The sequence below is a fragment of the Melittangium boletus DSM 14713 genome (genome assembly GCF_002305855.1).
GTDB classification, from domain to species: Bacteria; Myxococcota; Myxococcia; order Myxococcales; family Myxococcaceae; genus Cystobacter; species Cystobacter boletus.
On record NZ_CP022163.1, the window covers coordinates 3,602,067 to 3,618,035 of the forward strand.

Consider the following 15,969-nt stretch of genomic DNA (forward strand, 5'->3'; position numbering starts at 1 on the left):
ACCGCGTCTGGAGTCAACAATCCTTCGTCGACTCCGTATTTCTTCTGTCCCCGAACGGTGTCCCGCCGCCAGTGCGGCTTCGCCTGCCCGTTCGAAGGGGCGCGGCTTCTACCATCGCCGCGTTGAGTGTCAACCGCCTTCTCCCGCGCTTTTCTTCCCGCCCATCCAGCTGAGTCGTCCGTGGCACCCGAGCCAATGACCGTCGCAGCTCGTCTCCAGGCACCCCCGACCTGTCCCCAAGGTGCTGCGTCCCGCTTTTCGTGCAACCCCCGCCGCAAGGACGACGTGGACTCGTCCGGAGAGGAATCCGCGCACCACGCCCCCGCTCCGCGTCTCCGGGGGGAGGCAACCCGCCTTCCCCCGTGCGCGGAAGGAGCACTACACCTTTTTGAGGACCACGTATCCCGCCGCCGGGATGTTCACCTTCGTGTTCCCGCCACTCAGCGTCGCTCCGTAGTTACCGAAGTTGCCGCCGCCATAGGCCGCGGCGTCGCTGTTGAGCACTTCCTTCCAGTTCCCCGGGGGCAACGGCAGCGTGTAGCCCTCCTGGTTCTTCTGGTTCAGGCTGCCCACCACCAAGTACTCCTCGTTACCCGCCTTCCTCGTGAAGGCCAGCACCGAATCGTCGTTGTGCGTGTACACCCGGTGCACTTCCGCGGCTGCGCTGAACGCCGGACTCGACTGCCTCAGCGCGATCGCGTCCTTGTAGAACTGGAAGCTCTGCCGCTTCGTGATGTCCAGCATCGCCTCGGAGCGCTTCTCCGCGGGCATCGCCGCCAGGCTCTCGAAGACCTTCCTGTCCTCGCTCGACAACCCCTGGTACGCCTTGTCCTTCGCCCGCGTCGCCTCCGGCATCTGGAACAGCCGCTCGTAGTCCGCCTTGCGCGCGTCGTTGAACGTCACCTTGTCCCAGTTCCAGTCCTTGCCCAGTGACTCCCACGACCAACCACTGTCCCACGTGGACGGGTTGCCCCATCGGAAGTCGTTCTGCGCCCCGAACTCGTCTCCCTGGAAGAACATCGGAATGCCCGGCCCCGCCAGGCCCATTCCCGCCGCGAACCGCGCCGCGCTCCGAGACCACTGCTCCGGGAAATCCGTGGGCGCGTTGCCCTCCGCCGTGTTCATCGTCCGCTGCGCGTTGCCCACCTCGTCATGGTTCGAGATGATCGACAGCGCGTTCTTCCACCCGTCCAGCCCTCGCGGGTGCGTCATCAGCCCCACGAACGCGTCCATGTCCGTCTTCAGGCCCCTCGACGCCGCCTGGATCAACCCCGGCTTGCTGTTGTCATTCACCAGCCGGTGCTGGAACTCCGTGTACCACTGCGCGTCGAAGCCTCCCCCCGTCCCGTCCTTCTGCGCCGGCCTCGAGATGCTCGGGTCGTAGTCGAACTGCTCCGCCACCGTCCACACGTCCGGGTTGTAGTAGTGCACCTGCCGGTTGATCTCCCGCAGCATCTCCCAGCCGTCCTTGCCTCCCGTCCCCTTGATGGGCTCGGTGAAGTCGAAGCGCAGGCCGTCGAACTGCAGTTCCTGCACCTGCTGCACCGCGTGGTCCACGAAGAACTGCTTCACCTTCGGCTCCGAGTACGCCGGCACCGACCCCCATGGCGTCTCGCGCAGCTCGTTCTTCCCCGGCTCCTCCGACCAGTTGAAGTAGGGGTTGTCCGGCCCGCCCACGTTCCACAGCCCGTTGTAGTCGCCGAACACGTGGTTGTAGACCACGTCCGAGATGACGTTGAGCCCCTTGCCGTGCGCTTCGTCGATGAAGCGCTTCATCGCCTCCGTCCCACTCACCCAGCGCCCATCCTTGTCCTCGAAGCCGAACGAGCTCTCCGTCGCCAGGCTGTTCACGCCCAGGTAGCCCCAGTTGCGCGCCCCCTCCACCTCGTTCACCGGCAGGAGTTCCAGCGTGTTCACGCCCAACTCCTTGAAGTAGTCCAGCTTCGCCGTCAGGTCCTCGAGCGTCGAGCGGTTGGAGTTGCCCCCCTCGCCCAGGAAGCTGCCCACGTGCAGCTGGTACACCACCCACTTCGAGTGGTCCTTCTCCCGCGGCGCGTCGTTGTTCTTCCACTGGAAGCTCGTCGGATCCGTGATGACCGAGCCCCGGAACGACACGCCACTGCTCTCGGTGATGACGTCGCTCCACGGGTCGTTCACCGACGACGCCAGCCGCTCGGCATCGACCAGCTTCCCGTCCCGGTTCGCATCCCCCTTCATCCTCAATTGCCCCTGGGCGTCCTTCTCGAAGACCTGGAACTCGTAGCGCAGCCCCACCAGCTTCTTGGGGTCATCCACCAGCGTCGTCCACGCCCCCTCCTGGTTCGTCATCCGGATGCGCCCGTCCGCCTCGATGTTCTTCGACCAGTGGTCGTTGAACTTCCCGCCCCGCAGCTTGTCCACCAATGACGTGTCGAACTCGCCCAGCCGCTTGATGACCTCGTCCTTGCTCAGCGCCCACCCATTCTCGTCCTTGAGCACCAGGTACGCCCGATCCGCCCCCTCCTCACCGTCCACGTCGAAGCGCATCAACTCCTTCGCGCCCGTGGCGTACCGGTTCACCTCCTGCCCCGTCTTCGGATCCAGGTACATCCGATCCAGGCCCCGCTGCTCGCCCATCATCTCGCGCGCGTACGGGTCCGGCCGCTCGCTCAAGTCGCCCACCGAGTCCACCACCTCGTAGGTGTACGACTTGCCCAACAGCTCGTTCCAACGCCCCTCCGCCCGCGCCGACCAGTTGCCCTCCTCGTCCGCCTTCATCGGGAAGCGCTCCACCCGCCCCTGCTTGTCCGTCACCTTCACCTGCACGCTCTTGGCTCCCGGTGCCCAGAACTTGAACGCCGCGTCCTCCCCCGACCGCGTCGAGCCCATCTCGTGGTACGTCGTCGGCGCGTAGCTGGCCGTGGGCTTGCTCGGGTCCAACTTCAGGTTCCCCTCGCCCATCACCACCCACTGGTCCTTGCCCGTGGGGCCGTCCGCTGTCACTCCCCACTGCCAGTCCCGGGGCTGCCCGTCGTCCTGCAACTCCACCGTCACCGACCACTTGCCGTCCCCCAACGGCTTCATCGCCACCGACTGCTCGTTCCACTGCGCGCTGTACTTGCCCGTCGCGTCCCAGCTCCCCTTCACCTTCAGATTCGTCATCTGGCTGTGCGGGCCCGCGTCGTAGGTGAGCGTCACCGAGCGCTTCACCAGCGCTCCCGTCACCGGCGCCGCCGTCGTCACCGCCGCCGCGGCTCGCGCACCCGCCACGTTCTCGCCTCCCGCCGCGCCGCCCAACACCGAGGCGCTTCTCGACGACGTCGTGGACACCGACTCGAACGAGGACGCCTGGCTCCTTCCCCCCGCTCGCGCGGATGACTCGAAACCGTCCGCCGTCTTCACCGAGGCCGCCGCGCCCCTGCTCTCCGTCTTCGTCTCGCGGCTCACCGCGTTCGCCGGGCGCGTCTCCCGGTTCGTCGGCGTGCTCTCCGTCTTCGGGCCGGGGATTCCACTCTTCGGGGGTTGATTGATCTTGGACGTGCTCACCGTCGCTCTCCTCCGGCGCGGTTGGGACAACCCGTGCTCGATGTGATGAATGGTCGGAGGTTCGGCGTGAAAAGTTTCCTCCGGGCGGATGATCATAGACCCGTTGAAACTCACGTGGGGCCAAGGCCCGCCCGGGGTGAGGAGGAATTCACCCCGCGTCCCGCTGAAGTGCTCCAGCACGGCGCCCACTGTCCAAAACGCGAAAGGCCACGAGGGACAAATCCCTCGCGGCCCACGCTGCTCCACCCTGGAAACGCGCGCCTAGATGGCGTCCGGATCCTCGCGCTTGTTGCCCTTGAGGTCGTCCACCTTGTCCTTGATGGCGCGCTTGGCGTCCTCGATGCCTTCCTTGACCTTGCCCTTCAAGGTGTCCGCCTTGCCCTCGGCCTCCAGCTCGCGGTCACCCGTGGCCACGCCGACCGTCTCCTTCACCTTGCCCTTGGTCTTGTCCGTCCACTCACCCATGGTCGTCTCCTCCTGCGGTTGGATGGACCAAACGTAGGGACGTCCCCCGCTCGCGCACAGCCCGCAGGGACTCGCCCCCACACCGGAGGCTCGACCGCACGCATGCCCGGCGGATGAGCAAACTCCCCTCCGGGAGACGGGTTCCCGAAGGGGTCTACCGCGACCACCCTGTCCTCCCCCGGAGCGGCGCTCAACGGGGGCAACAGTCCTTCTCCTCGACACCTCGTGCTCCGGGGCAAACGCTGGGCCTGACGGACGGGAAGCCCGACACCTCCCGTCCGCCAGACCAACGCCTCCTTACCCCAAGGAGTCCTGTTGCGACGATCTCAGCTGCAGATCGTCTCGAGCATGATGCGGCAGACCTCGTACGGATCGCAGTTGGCGGCCGGACGGCGGTCCTCGAAGTAGCCCTTGCCGTCGTTCACCGTCCCCATGGGGATGCGGATGGACGAGCCGCGATCGCTGTTGCCGTAGCGGAACACGTTGATGGGCGCCGTCTCGTGCAGACCCGTCAGGCGCTCCACGTTGTGCGCGCCGTACACCGCGATGTGCTCCTCGTGCCGCGCGCGCAGCTTCTCGCACGCCGCCTCGATGACCTTGAGGCCGCCCGGCTCGCGCATCGCCTTGGTGCTCACGTTCGTGTGGCAGCCCGTGCCGTTCCAGTCGCCCTTCACCGGCTTGGGGTGCAGCGTGGCGCTGATGCCGTAGTCCTCGCCCATCCGGTAGAGCAGCCAGCGCGCCAGCCACAGCTCGTCGCCCATCTCGAGCGCCGGCACGGGGCCAATCTGGAACTCCCACTGCGCGGGCATCACCTCGGCGTTCGTGCCGTTGATGTGAAGGCCCGCGAGCATACACGCCTCGGCGTGCGCCTCGACCAGTTCGCGGCCGAAGACCTCGTCACTGCCCACGCCACAGTAGTAGCCGCCCTGCGGCGCCGGGAAACCCTTGTCCGGCCAGCCCAGCGGCCGGTTGCCCTCGAAGAGCGTGTACTCCTGCTCCAGGCCAAACCACGTGTCGTGCGAGGCGTACTTCTCCGCCACCGCGCGCAGGGGAGCGCGCGTGTTGCTCGGGTGCGGAGAGCCATCCGGCATCAGCACTTCGCACATCACCAGCACGTCCGGCGTGCCCGGGCGCAGGGGGTTGGGGATGTAGCGCACCGGCCTGAGCAGAAGGTCGCTCTTCTTGCCCTCGGCCTGGTAGGTGCTCGAGCCGTCGAAGCCCCAGTCCGGCAGATCCGACAGGCTCTTGATCTCCGGCTTCTCCACCACCTTCATCTTCGAGCGAAGCTTCGCCGTCGGCTTCTGCCCATCGATCCAGATGTACTCCGCCATCACCTTGCGCATTCGACGTCTCCTGGCCCTGTCGGGGGGCCCTCGACTTCACTTCCTGATGCCCGGACTCAATGCAGAGATGGTGCCAATGGTCCCCATCTCGCTGCCTTCCCCATAACCCCTCGGAATCACGTTGGATGCCTCACCCCGTGGCGGCCCGGCGACTTCCTGACTCCTACATTTTTGTCGGAGTTGGTTCCTCGTCCTACAAATTCGTCGGATTCGACGCCTCGCGTCTTGGCCGCGGTGCCCGTCCACGTGCCGAGGAGACCCACTCCCCGCGACCTGCACCTACCGATCGGTAGGTCCACCCTTCTTCCGGTGATTAGAATCCGACGCCCAAGGTCCCGCTGACGCCCGCTGACGGACAATCCTCCGCCTCGCCGCCCCTCGGGGAGGGGCCTCCGCTCCCTACAATTTCGTAGGGGCTCGACCCAGAAGCGACGAAATTGTAGGAACCGCTCCATTGATTCATTAGTCACTCCAGAGGGAGGCACACGCCCATGGCGAAGCGGGTCCAGGAACAGACGGGGAAGCACGCGGCACTCGCCAGCCTGCTGGAGGTGAGTCAGGCCCTGGCCGGCGCGGTCGACCTCAAGGCCGCCCTGCACCGCGTCCTGGAACGGCTCGAGCGCTACCACGGCGTGCTGCGCGGCACCGTGACGTTGATGGACCCCAACACCCAGGATCTCTCCATCGAGGCCTCCATCGGTTTGAGCGCCGAGGGCCGCAACGTGCGCTACAAGCTGGGAGAGGGCATCACCGGCCGCGTCGTGCAGAGCGGCAAGCCCGTGGTCGTGCCGGAGATCAGCCGCGAGCCGCTCTTCCTGCACCGCGCCTTCCACGGCCGGCAGAACGGGCCCGAGGAGTTCTCCTTCATCTGCGTGCCCATCTCCCTCAACCGCAAGCCCGTGGGCGCCTTCGGCGTGGACCTGCGCCATGACAAGGAGCGCGACTTCGCCGAGGAGACGCGCCTGTTCGGCGTCATCGCGTCCATGATTGGCCAGGCGCTCGCCGCCCACCGGCTGCTCGAGGACGAGCGCAAGCGGCTGCTCGAGGAGAACACCACCCTGCGCCAGGAGCTGCGCGAGCGCTACGACTTCTCCAACATCATCGGGACGAGCGGCCCCATGCGCCAGGTGTACGAGCAGATCCACCAGGTGGCGCGCACCAACACCACCGTCCTCATCCGCGGCGAGTCCGGCACCGGCAAGGAGCTCATCGCCCACGCCCTGCACTACAACTCCACCCGCGCCAAGAAGCCCTTCATCAAGGTCAACTGCGCCGCCCTCCCCGAAACGCTCATCGAGTCCGAGCTCTTCGGCTACGAGAAGGGCGCGTTCACCGGCGCCCAGGCGCGCAAGCGCGGCCGCTTCGAGCTCGCCGAGGGCGGCACCCTCTTCCTCGACGAGATTGGCGAGGTCAACCTCGCCACCCAGGTGAAGCTCTTGCGCGTGCTCCAGGAGCGCGAGTTCGAGCGCGTGGGCGGCACCGAGACGCTCAAGAGCAACGTGCGCCTCATCGCCGCCACCAACAAGGACCTGGAGACGGCCATCTCCGAGAAGAGCTTCCGCGAGGACCTCTACTACCGCCTCAACGTCTTCACCCTCTTCATCCCGCCCCTGCGCGAGCGCAAGAGCGACCTGCTGCTGCTCGCCGACCACTTCGTCGCCAAGTACGCGCGCGAGCACGGCAAGAACATCCGCCGCATCTCCACCCCCGCCATCGACATGCTCGTGAGCTACCACTGGCCCGGCAACGTGCGCGAGCTGGAGAACATCATCGAGCGCTCCGTGCTCGTCTGCGACGGCAACGCCATCCACGGCCACCACCTGCCCCCCACCCTCCAGACCGCCGAGGCCTCGGAGAGCCACACCAACACCTCGCTCACCGACGCCGTCCAGCAGTTCGAGAAGGACCTCATCCTCGATGCGCTCAAGAGCACGCGCGGCAACCGTGCCAAGGCCGCGCGCCTGCTGCGCACCACCGAGCGCATCGTCAACTACAAGGTCACCAAGTACGAGATCGACTGCTCGCGCTTCCAGGCGTGAGCCCGCGAGGGGCGCTCAGTTGCTCCGCTCGCCTTCCGACACGGCCCGCTCGTCCTCGCCACTGCCGGCGTGAGGCTCGTCCCACGGAGAGGCCACCGGCTCGTGCCCCGCCTCCAGCGCCAGGCGACTGGCCCGCTCCGTCAGCTTCTGGATGCCCTGGGCATCCAGGACGTTCGTGGGATCCAGCTGATCCAACGGCGTCTGCTCCAGCCGGCCCAGCGACATGCGCTCCATCTGGAAGCCCAGGAGCTCGTCGCCCACCTCGATTCCCACATGGTCGATGAACAGGCTCCGGTCCGCCACCAGCTCCTCGAAGCTGAACGTGCTCACCGACTGGCCGAGCGCGCAGGCGAAGCGCTCCTCCAACAGCGCCTGAACCTCCTCCAGCCGGTTCGCCCGCGCGCAGCCCACCTCTCGCGCCACGCGCAAGACGTCCGCCTCCCGGCGTGCCACCTTCACCAGGAACGTGGCCCGGAGATCCACGCGGATGCCGTCCCGGCATGACAGCCCCTGCCGACCCCGGCGCTCCACCACCACCTTGCGCACCGACAGGTCCAACACCTCCGCCCGGTGGAGCAGGGGCACCACCCACGCGCCGCCAAAGCACACGCGCGTGGGCGCGCCTCCCCGCTCGAGGATCAGCGCCTCTCCCGCCGCCACCCGGCGATGGCTCCTCAAGACAAGCCACGCCCCCAGGCCAAACACCCCAACCAGGGCGAACAGGACGAGGATCTGCACGGGGGACGGCTCCAGGCTCGGGGGGGCGGGAGCGCGAGTCCATCACGACCGCCCCTCCCCGCGCCAGGGGGCTTCACTCGCCCTGGTTCTTGCGGCGCTTGAGCGCCTTCTGCAGCTTCTGCATCTTCTCCAGGATGAGGGTCCGCTTGAGCTGGGGCAGCAGTTCCACGAAGACGTGACCGTCCAGGTGGCCAATCTCGTGCTGCAACACGTGCGCGAGCTTGCCTTCCGCTTCCAGCTCGTGCCACGCGCCCGAGCGATCCTGGTACTTCACCTTCACCTTGTGGAAGCGCGGCGTCTTCGCGAACTGGTCCGGCACCGACAGGCACCCTTCCTCCAGGGTCACCTCGCCCGACTGCTCCAGGATTCGAGGGTTGATGATCTCGAAGAACGTCCCGTCCTCGCGGCCCACCCACGAGCAGCGCAACGGCACGCCCACCTGATTGGCCGCGATGCCAATGCCCTCCGCCTCCTTGAGCGACTCGAACATGTCGTCCAGCAGCGTGGTGAGTTTGTCCCCGAAGTCCGTCACCGGTTGGGTCGGCGTGGTGAGGACCTTGTTCGGCCAGATGACGATGTCCCGAGCCATGCGGTGTCTCTTCTCCCTGAGCGCGATCGCGTGAGGCGCCTTTCTACACCGCGCCCGCCTCCTCGCCAGCCCCTCGTGTCATCCCCGTCCGCTTCCCGCCTCCCGAAGCCGCTCCAGTTCGGCCCGAAGCGCCTCCTCCCGCCGCTCCGCCTCCCGCGCCCGTCGCTCGGACTCCACCGCTTGCCTCTCGGCTTCCGCCGCCCGTCGCTCGGCTTCCGCCGCCTGCTCCCGGACCTCCGCCGCCCGCCGTTCCGCCGCCTTCTCCGCCTCGAGGGCCCAGCGCTGGGCCGCATCCACCCGCTGCAGCGCCTCGTCCGCCCGGTGCCGCAGGCGCTCGGACAACTCCTCCAGCCGAGAGATCATCTCGTCTGGTTCGAGCAGCATCTCCTTCCCCGCGAAGAAGCGCAGCCGCCCCTCCTCCAGGCGCAGTTCCACCCCCAGCCGCTCCGACACGAAAACGCCCCCGCGCGGTACCATCGGCACGTACTCCCGCGCCTCCGGCATCGGCAACTGGTACCCCAGCAACCGCTCCCGGCTCCGGTCGTAGATGAAGTACTCGGGAATCCCCAGGCGCGCGTAACGGGCCACGTTCCTCCGGGCGTCCTTCCTCCGATCTCCTCCCACGTGCACCTCGAGCACGAAGTCCAACCCCTTGCCCTCGGCGCTCACCATCCACTTGCTCCGCTCGTGCACCGGCGCGTCCAGCACCGCCAGGAGATCCGGCGCGAAGCGGCGCTCGTCCGGGTAGTACACGGGCAGTTCGGCCGCCAAGTACACCTCCCGCCGCCGCCGCGTGAAGTGCCCCCGCAGCGTGTCCAGCGCGCGCACCTTCGCCTGGAAGTGCAGATCCCCCTCCGGAGGAGACATCTCCGCGTCCGTCACCTCCCCGGGTAGCTCCGCCACCACCCGCTCCCGTTCCTCGGGGCTCATCGCATCCCACGCCGCTTGCGTGGGTGCTCGGGGGTACCGGTCCTTCTCTCCCTGCCGTGCCATGTCCTCAGCGTGCGGCACCCGACCTCGCCCGTCAACCCGCGCGCCCTCCCCCTCCGCACTTCCGCCCTCGTTCCCGTCCACTCCTGGAACCTGCCCCGCTCCTGCCATCCCTCACCCCCTGGGTCATCCACCCAGGCGGGATATTAAAGGTCACCTCCGACATGACAGGTCACCCCGGGCGCACGACGGCTCCGGCACGGCGGCCCCATCATCTGTCCGTACCGGGAGCCCTGACGCTCAGCGGCCCAGCGTCGCCGCGAGCGCCAGCCGGGCCGCCACCGCCAGCGCGTCCGCGCGCTCGTTCTCCTCGTGCCCGGAGTGGCCTCGCACCCAGTTCCACTTCACCCGGTGCACCTTCGTCTGCTCCAACAGGGCCTGCCACAGGTCCGCGTTCTGCACCGGCTGCTTGCTCGAGGTCTTCCAGCCCGTGCGCTGCCACTTCTCCAGCCACTTCTCCTCGAAGGCGTTGCGCACGTACTGCGAGTCCGTGAAGAGCTGCACGTCGCACGGGGCCTTGAGGGCCCGCAGCGCCATGAGCGCCGCGGTGAGCTCCATGCGGTTGTTGGTGGTATGCGGCTCGGCGCCGCTCAGCTCGCGGCGCTTGTCGTGCGCCGGGGAGATGAGGATGGAGCCCCAGCCGCCAATGCCGGGGTTGGGCGAGCACGCGCCGTCACAATAGATGTGCACGAGGGGCAGGGACATGCGGAGCGCCGCATCCTACTCCCACTCCACCCGGTACTCGCCATCCAGCACGTCCAGCCGCGCGCCCTGGACCCCCACGCCCTGGGCCTTCGTGGACTCCAGCAGCGCCGCGAGCAGCCCCTCGTGGAAGGCGCACGGCATGAAGTCGCGCCGCATGATGACCCGGCCCCGGCGCTCTCCCTCCCACACCACCGAGCGCTCCCCGTGATTCACCGCCGCCCGGTAGGCCGAGGGCAGGTTGCCCATCAGCCGCCGCGTCTCGCCCCGCGACAAGAGCACCAACGCCCGGCCCGCCGCGCTCGAGAGCAGGTCCGCCGCCGCCCGACGCCCGAGCCTCCGCTGCGCCCACGTCCAGTTCCCCTCCCCCCTCAGCGTCAGCTCCACCACCGCCGCCTCGTTCAGCCGCAGGAAGGTGCCCACGGGGTAATGGAAGAACTCCATGAAGCGCGGCTCGTCCACCGCCGCGAGGCAGCGGCGCACCCCTGCTTCTCCCCGGCACTCGCGCACCATGTCCAGCGTGCCCAGGAAGAAGGTGCCCCGCACCGTATCGCCCGGAATGACCAGGGCCAGCCGCCGCGACAGGTCCTCCAACGAGTCCCCCGGCTCCAGGTCCGGCGCCAGCCCACAGTCGCTCGTCATCATGACTCCACCCTTCCCGTTCACGCGCCGGGCGCCGTCCGCCACCAGGCCCCAGGCTAACCACGCTCCTCTCGCCGGGCACCGCGCCCCGTTCTTTCCCCGACGCCCCCCGCCCCGTTCGTGCGCCGCCCCACATCCCTCGTGCCCTTACCTCCCATGCACGGGCCCTCCCGCCTCCACCGATATGTGGTGCTCCTCCCCACCTCTCCCTGCCTCCCCACCGGCCCGACTCCCGCCCCCACGCCCTGGCCGCCCCCCGCCTGGCGCACGAGCCCCTCCCCTCCTCTTCCGGCACCTGGACAAACACCTCTTTTCTTGGTTTCTCCTGAATTCCCCCCGGCGTCACGGCCGACGCCCGCCCCCCTCCGACATGACGGCCCCGAGCGATCCCCCCGTTCTCCCGACGCCCAGCGAGCGCAAACCCCTCTACGTGCAGGTGGTCACCCAACCGCACCTCCAGGGCTGCTGCGCCGTCAACATCAGCGAGACGGGGATTGGACTCATCGCCACTCCGGGCGGGCGCACGCAGGGGCCCCGGGAGGGGGAGGATCTGGAAATGGCCTTCACCCTGCCGGACTCGCGCGCGCGCATCCATGTGCGCGGCACGGTGCGCTGGCGGCACGATCCCGCCGAGCGGGACGAGGGCGGAGTGACGGCCCTGGGCGTGAGCTTCCATTCCTTCGAGGGCTCGGATGGGGTGGCGCTCAAGCGCTACCTGCTGGACCATCAGCTCTACGTGGCCGTGGTGTACGCGGAGGAGAGCGAGCTCAAGGAGCTGCGCGTGGCGCTCGACAACCACGTGCGGCTGCGCTTCGTGCAGGCCCCCGAGGACGTGGACACGCTCCTGGGCCGCGGGGACGTGAGCGCGCTGCTCATCTGCGGCCGGGACGAGGCGCGCGCGGTGGCCCTGGTGGAGCGCCTGGCCACGCGGCGCGCGGAGGCGGATCCCACCGGCGCCGGGCCCGCGAGCGACCTGTCCCCCCGCATCCTCTATTGCGCCCCCGCCATGCCCACGCGGCTCGTGGAGCTGTTCAACCAGGGGAAAATCTTCCGCGCCCTCACGCCCCCCTTCGAGCCCGTGGCGCTGCGTCAGGCGGTGCTCCAGGCCAGCCGCGAGCTGGGCCTGCGCACCGAGCAACGGCGGGCGGCGCTGGAGCTCGAGCGCAACCTCTTGCGCGAGCGCGCGCGGGAAGCCCCCGGGCTCGCCACCGGGGCGGACGTGGCCGAGGAGCCGGGCTTTCGCAGCCCCGCCATGCGCCGGGTGCTGGAGCTGGTGCGGGTGGCGGCCCCCCACCGGGTGGCCGTGCTCCTGCAGGGAGAGACGGGCACGGGCAAGGAGGTCCTCGCGCGCGTCATCCACCGGCTGAGCGGCCGCAGCAGCCAGTCGCTCGTGGTGCAGGACTGCGGCACCCTCACCGAGACGCTGCTGGAGAGCGAGCTGTTCGGCCACGTGAAGGGCGCCTTCACCGGCGCCGTGGCGGACCACCCGGGCCTGTTCGTGCTCGCCGACGGGGGCACCATCTTCCTGGACGAAATCGAGAACACCACGCCCGCGCTCCAGTCCAAGCTCTTGCGCGTGCTGGAGAGCGGCGACGTGCGGCCGGTGGGCGGCACCCAGGTGCGCCGGGTGGACGTGCGCATCATCGCCGCGAGCAACCGCGACCTCTCCGAGGAAGTCCAGGCGGGCCGCTTCCGCAGCGACCTGTTCTACCGGCTCAACAGCTTCACCGTGGACCTGCCCCCCTTGCGCGAGCGGCCCGAGGACGTGCTGGACCTGGCGCGCTACTTCCTCGCCCACTTCAACCGCACCCTGCGGCGCACGGCGGCGGGCCTCGCCGATGACGCCGCGCAGGTGCTCCTGTGGGCGAAGTGGCCGGGCAACGTGCGCGAGCTGCGCAACTGCATGGAGCGCGCCGTGCTCCTGTCCGGCGAGGACGAGCTGGTGCGCGCCCGGCACCTGCCTCCGGCGCTCGTGGGCAACGCGGAGGGTGTGCGGCGGCAGCAGGTGCGCGTGAGCGGCGCGGGCTCGCTGCGCGAGCGGCTGGAGCAGTTGGAGCGGGAAATCATCCGCGATGCCCTGGAGCAACACGGCGGCGTGGTGCGGCGCGCGGCCGCCGCGCTGGAGATGGATCCCGTGACGCTCGGTCGCCGGGTGCGCCGGCACGGCCTGCAAGCCAAGGACTCGTGACATGGCCCTCCCCCTCGCGCCCCGGCCCACCGTCATCTATGTCGACGTGGACGACACCCTGGTGCGCAGCTTCGGCTCCAAGCGCATCCCCATGTTTCCCATGGTCGAGCGCGTCCGGGAGCTGCATGAGCGAGGAGCCGAGCTGTACTGCTGGAGCACCGGCGGCGCCGCCTACGCGCGCCAGACGGCCACCGAGCTGGGACTCGCGGACTGCTTCGTCGCCTTCCTGCCCAAGCCCCACCTGCTGCTCGATGACGTCGCCGTGAAGGACTGGCGGATGCGCGAGGTCCACCCCTCGGAGGCACCGTCCAGGGACGTGGAGGAGTTGCTGCGCCGCCCGGGGTGAGCCCCTCGGCCGCTCTACCGCCAGTCGACCCACGAAGTCCCCGCCCGGGCTCCCCGGAGCCGGGACTTCACATGCGTCCCCGCTCCATTTCCAACGTACACTCCACGCCCGCGTGCCCGAGTCCAAGCACATCATCCAACGCTGGCCGCCCCTCGCAGCGGGAGGGCTGTTCATCCTGCTGTACAGCGCCAGCGCCTGGCTGGGCATGCGGCTGACGCCCCCCGGCGAGCACTTCTCCGCCATCTGGCCGCCCGCTGGCGTGCTGCTCACCGCCCTGCTGATCACGCGCTGGCGGCACTGGCCCCCGCTGCTCGTGACGGCCATCCTCCTGGAGCCCCTGGCCACCGCGCCGGGCCAGTGGCCCACGCCCGGCACGCTGATTCTGTCCGCGGACAACGCCCTGGAAGCGCTCGTCGGAGCCTTCCTCCTGCGCCGCTACGTGGGCTTCCGCCCGTCCATGCAGCGGGTGCGCGACGTGTTGAGCCTGCTCGGCCTCACCGTGCTGTTCTGCCCCGTGCTCAGCGCCACCCCGGGCGCCACCCTGCTCGCCCTGAACGACAAGGTGGCCTGGGCGGACTGGTGGCGGCAGTGGCGGGTCTTCTGGGTGGGTGACGCCATGGGCGTGCTGCTCGTGGCCCCCCTGCTGCTCACCTGGGGCGCCTCGGGCTCCGTGCCCTGGCCCCGCCGCCGCGTCGTGGAGCTGATGGCGCTGCTGCTCGGGCTCGTGGCCACCGTGCACCTGGCCTTCGAGTGGGCCCCGGCGACGCCCAGCCCCCACCACCCCCTGCCCTACGCGGCCTTCCCCTTCATCCTCTGGGCGGCGCTGCGCTTCGAGGCGCGGGGCACCTCCCTCGCCCTGCTCGCGCTCGCCGCGGTGACGGTGGCCCACACGCTCATGGGCCACGGCCCCTTCGCCCTCGCCGCGAGCGACACCCTGGAGAGCACCCCCGCGGCCGCCACCACCGCGAGCCTCCTCTTCCTCCAGTCCTTCCTCGCGGCGGTGGGCGGCTCCGGACTGCTGCTCGCGGGCGCCGTGAGCGAGCAGCGGCGCGCGCGCGAGAAGAGCGACCGGCTCAACGAGGAGCTGAGTGAGTCCCTGCGGGAGCTGGCCGCCGCGCAGCGCGAGCTGGTGCGGCGCGAGCGCCTGGCCGCCGTGGGCGAGCTGTCCGCCAGCGTGGCCCACGAGGTGCGCAACCCCCTGGCCGTCATCGCCAACTCCGTGGCCGCGCTCCTCCGCCTGTCACGCCCCGAGGCCAACAGCACCACGTGGGAGCTGCTCGGCGTCATGGGCGAGGAGGTGCAGCGGTTGGACCTGCTCGTCAATGGCCTGCTCGACTTCGCCCGGCCCCTCTCGCCCCGCCTGTTGTCCCAGCCGCTCGCGCCCGTGGTGGAGGGCGCCCTGGAGTCCGCCTTGCGCTCCGGAGTCCGTCCCGGCCCGCTCGAGGTGACACGCGCGCTCGACCCCGAACTCCCCGAGGCGCCGCTCGACGCCCAGCTCCTGCACCGGGCGCTCAGCAACCTGTTCCTCAACGCGTTGCAGGCCATGCCCCAGGGGGGCGCGCTCCGGGTGGAGCTCGGCCGGACCGAGGCGCGCGAGGGCCCACCCCAGGCCCTCATCTCCATCACCGACACGGGCACCGGCATCTCCCCGGAGGTGATGCGGCGCCTGTTCGAGCCCTTCTTCACCACCAAGGCGCTGGGCACCGGCCTGGGGCTCGCCATCGTGCGCGGCATCATCGAGGCCCACCACGGTCAGGTGGCGGTGCAGAGCACCCCGGGACAGGGCACCACCTTCACCGTCCGCCTGCCCCTGGAGCCCGCCCCTCCCCGCGCGAGGCCTCGCGCCTAGAAGGGGATGTTGTCGTCGTCGTTACCGCCGCCGCCGCGGTTGAAATCATCGTCCCCATGAGGAGGCGGCTCGTTGTCCCCACCCCCGAAGTCACCCCCGCGCTGCCGGGCGATCTCCGCCTCGATGGCCGCCAGGAGCTGACGCTCGCGATCGTGCCAGCGCGACTTGCTCGGGTCGCCCAGCGAGCGCCGCGCGCCATTCGCGTAGTACTCCAGATCCCCCATGCTCGCGCCCTGGATGGGCCCGCCCTTGCTGCGGCCGTAGTTGGGGAACACCGAGATCTCGCCGCCCCCGCCCCCGCCGCCGCCCCCATAGGAAGAGGACGCGGCCCGCCGAGGCGCCGGAGCCGCGTCGGGCGTGGAGCCGATGCTCAGCTCCCCCAGACGCAACGAGAAGCCCTCCCCGTTGCGCACCGCCGTCCCCACACGCACCTGTTCCGTCCGCCCGTCCGGGCGCCGCACTGCCACCGTCACCGGAAAACCCTGATCGCTCATGCCCGCCGGAAATCACCCCCGGGGCGAGGTGTCAATGACTCCCCGGGGCGAGCGTCCGG

13 protein-coding genes are annotated in these 15,969 nt (G+C 69.4%); 4 read left to right on the top strand and 9 right to left on the bottom strand.

What is annotated here, in order from left to right; all coding sequences use genetic code 11:
* Window positions 1-378 precede the first annotated feature (378 nt).
* From MEBOL_RS15100 to glnII, 3 genes are all read right to left on the bottom strand, one after another.
* Window positions 379-3,525: an alpha-amylase family glycosyl hydrolase gene (locus MEBOL_RS15100; protein ID WP_245919782.1), complete on the bottom strand. Its 3,147-nt coding sequence runs from the start codon at window positions 3,523-3,525 to the stop codon at window positions 379-381.
* A gap of 261 nt (window positions 3,526-3,786) precedes the next feature.
* Window positions 3,787-3,990 (bottom strand): CsbD family protein, encoded by a 204-nt coding sequence (locus tag MEBOL_RS15105; RefSeq protein ID WP_095978087.1) that lies wholly within the window; start codon window positions 3,988-3,990, stop codon window positions 3,787-3,789.
* A 326-nt stretch (window positions 3,991-4,316) separates the two neighbouring features.
* Window positions 4,317-5,333 carry a glutamine synthetase GlnII gene (gene glnII, locus MEBOL_RS15110; protein ID WP_095978088.1) on the bottom strand — a complete coding sequence of 339 codons (1,017 nt, stop codon included), beginning with the start codon at window positions 5,331-5,333 and terminating at the stop codon, window positions 4,317-4,319.
* 491 nt (window positions 5,334-5,824) lie between these two features.
* Between glnII and MEBOL_RS15115 the strand changes: the two genes are divergently transcribed.
* Window positions 5,825-7,372 carry a sigma-54 interaction domain-containing protein gene (locus tag MEBOL_RS15115; protein ID WP_095978089.1) on the top strand — a complete coding sequence of 516 codons (1,548 nt, stop codon included), beginning with the start codon at window positions 5,825-5,827 and terminating at the stop codon, window positions 7,370-7,372.
* 15 nt (window positions 7,373-7,387) lie between these two features.
* Here the strand turns inward: MEBOL_RS15115 and MEBOL_RS15120 are convergent, their stop codons facing one another.
* From MEBOL_RS15120 to MEBOL_RS15140, 5 genes are all read right to left on the bottom strand, one after another.
* Window positions 7,388-8,110, bottom strand: coding sequence for an SPFH domain-containing protein (locus MEBOL_RS15120; RefSeq protein ID WP_157774980.1), 723 nt, complete (start codon window positions 8,108-8,110; stop codon window positions 7,388-7,390).
* Between the two features lie 73 nt (window positions 8,111-8,183).
* Window positions 8,184-8,699, bottom strand: coding sequence for a peptide deformylase (def, locus tag MEBOL_RS15125; RefSeq protein ID WP_095978091.1), 516 nt, complete (start codon window positions 8,697-8,699; stop codon window positions 8,184-8,186).
* 78 nt (window positions 8,700-8,777) lie between these two features.
* Window positions 8,778-9,629 (bottom strand): Uma2 family endonuclease, encoded by an 852-nt coding sequence (locus MEBOL_RS15130; RefSeq protein WP_245919784.1) that lies wholly within the window; start codon window positions 9,627-9,629, stop codon window positions 8,778-8,780.
* A gap of 300 nt (window positions 9,630-9,929) precedes the next feature.
* Entirely contained in the window at window positions 9,930-10,394 is a 465-nt protein-coding gene (gene rnhA / locus MEBOL_RS15135; protein ID WP_095978093.1) for a ribonuclease HI, read from the bottom strand.
* Window positions 10,395-10,409: 15 nt separating this feature from the next.
* Complete coding sequence (locus MEBOL_RS15140) at window positions 10,410-11,036, bottom strand: TIGR02265 family protein (RefSeq protein ID WP_095982801.1); 627 nt, start codon at window positions 11,034-11,036, stop codon at window positions 10,410-10,412.
* Window positions 11,037-11,403: 367 nt separating this feature from the next.
* Between MEBOL_RS15140 and MEBOL_RS15145 the strand changes: the two genes are divergently transcribed.
* The 3 genes from MEBOL_RS15145 (at window position 11,404) to MEBOL_RS15155 (ending at window position 15,416) form a co-directional block, all read left to right on the top strand.
* Window positions 11,404-13,221, top strand: coding sequence for a sigma 54-interacting transcriptional regulator (locus MEBOL_RS15145; protein WP_095978094.1), 1,818 nt, complete (start codon window positions 11,404-11,406; stop codon window positions 13,219-13,221).
* Window position 13,222: 1 nt separating this feature from the next.
* Entirely contained in the window at window positions 13,223-13,567 is a 345-nt protein-coding gene (locus MEBOL_RS15150) for an HAD family hydrolase (RefSeq protein ID WP_095978095.1), read from the top strand.
* Between the two features lie 112 nt (window positions 13,568-13,679).
* Window positions 13,680-15,416: an MASE1 domain-containing protein gene (locus tag MEBOL_RS15155; RefSeq protein ID WP_095978096.1), complete on the top strand. Its 1,737-nt coding sequence runs from the start codon at window positions 13,680-13,682 to the stop codon at window positions 15,414-15,416.
* Here the strand turns inward: MEBOL_RS15155 and MEBOL_RS15160 are convergent.
* Entirely contained in the window at window positions 15,413-15,910 is a 498-nt protein-coding gene (locus MEBOL_RS15160; RefSeq protein ID WP_095978097.1) for a hypothetical protein, read from the bottom strand. The two genes, MEBOL_RS15155 and MEBOL_RS15160, sit on opposite strands and share 4 nt — an antisense overlap.
* Between the last annotated feature and the right edge of the window lie 59 nt (window positions 15,911-15,969).

Bases quoted from the DNA above. Each gene is read 5' to 3' on its own strand.
- MEBOL_RS15105 (WP_095978087.1), bottom strand. From the start codon at position 3,990: ATGGGTGAGTGGACGGACAAGACCAAGGGCAAGGTGAAGGAGACGGTC.
- glnII (WP_095978088.1), bottom strand. From the start codon at position 5,333: ATGCGCAAGGTGATGGCGGAGTACATCTGGATCGATGGGCAGAAGCCG.
- MEBOL_RS15115 (WP_095978089.1), top strand. From the start codon at position 5,825: ATGGCGAAGCGGGTCCAGGAACAGACGGGGAAGCACGCGGCACTCGCC.
- def (WP_095978091.1), bottom strand. From the start codon at position 8,699: ATGGCTCGGGACATCGTCATCTGGCCGAACAAGGTCCTCACCACGCCG.
- MEBOL_RS15130 (WP_245919784.1), bottom strand. From the start codon at position 9,629: ATGAGCCCCGAGGAACGGGAGCGGGTGGTGGCGGAGCTACCCGGGGAG.
- rnhA (WP_095978093.1), bottom strand. From the start codon at position 10,394: ATGTCCCTGCCCCTCGTGCACATCTATTGTGACGGCGCGTGCTCGCCC.
- MEBOL_RS15140 (WP_095982801.1), bottom strand. From the start codon at position 11,036: ATGATGACGAGCGACTGTGGGCTGGCGCCGGACCTGGAGCCGGGGGAC.
- MEBOL_RS15145 (WP_095978094.1), top strand. From the start codon at position 11,404: ATGACGGCCCCGAGCGATCCCCCCGTTCTCCCGACGCCCAGCGAGCGC.
- MEBOL_RS15150 (WP_095978095.1), top strand. From the start codon at position 13,223: ATGGCCCTCCCCCTCGCGCCCCGGCCCACCGTCATCTATGTCGACGTG.
- MEBOL_RS15160 (WP_095978097.1), bottom strand. From the start codon at position 15,910: ATGAGCGATCAGGGTTTTCCGGTGACGGTGGCAGTGCGGCGCCCGGAC.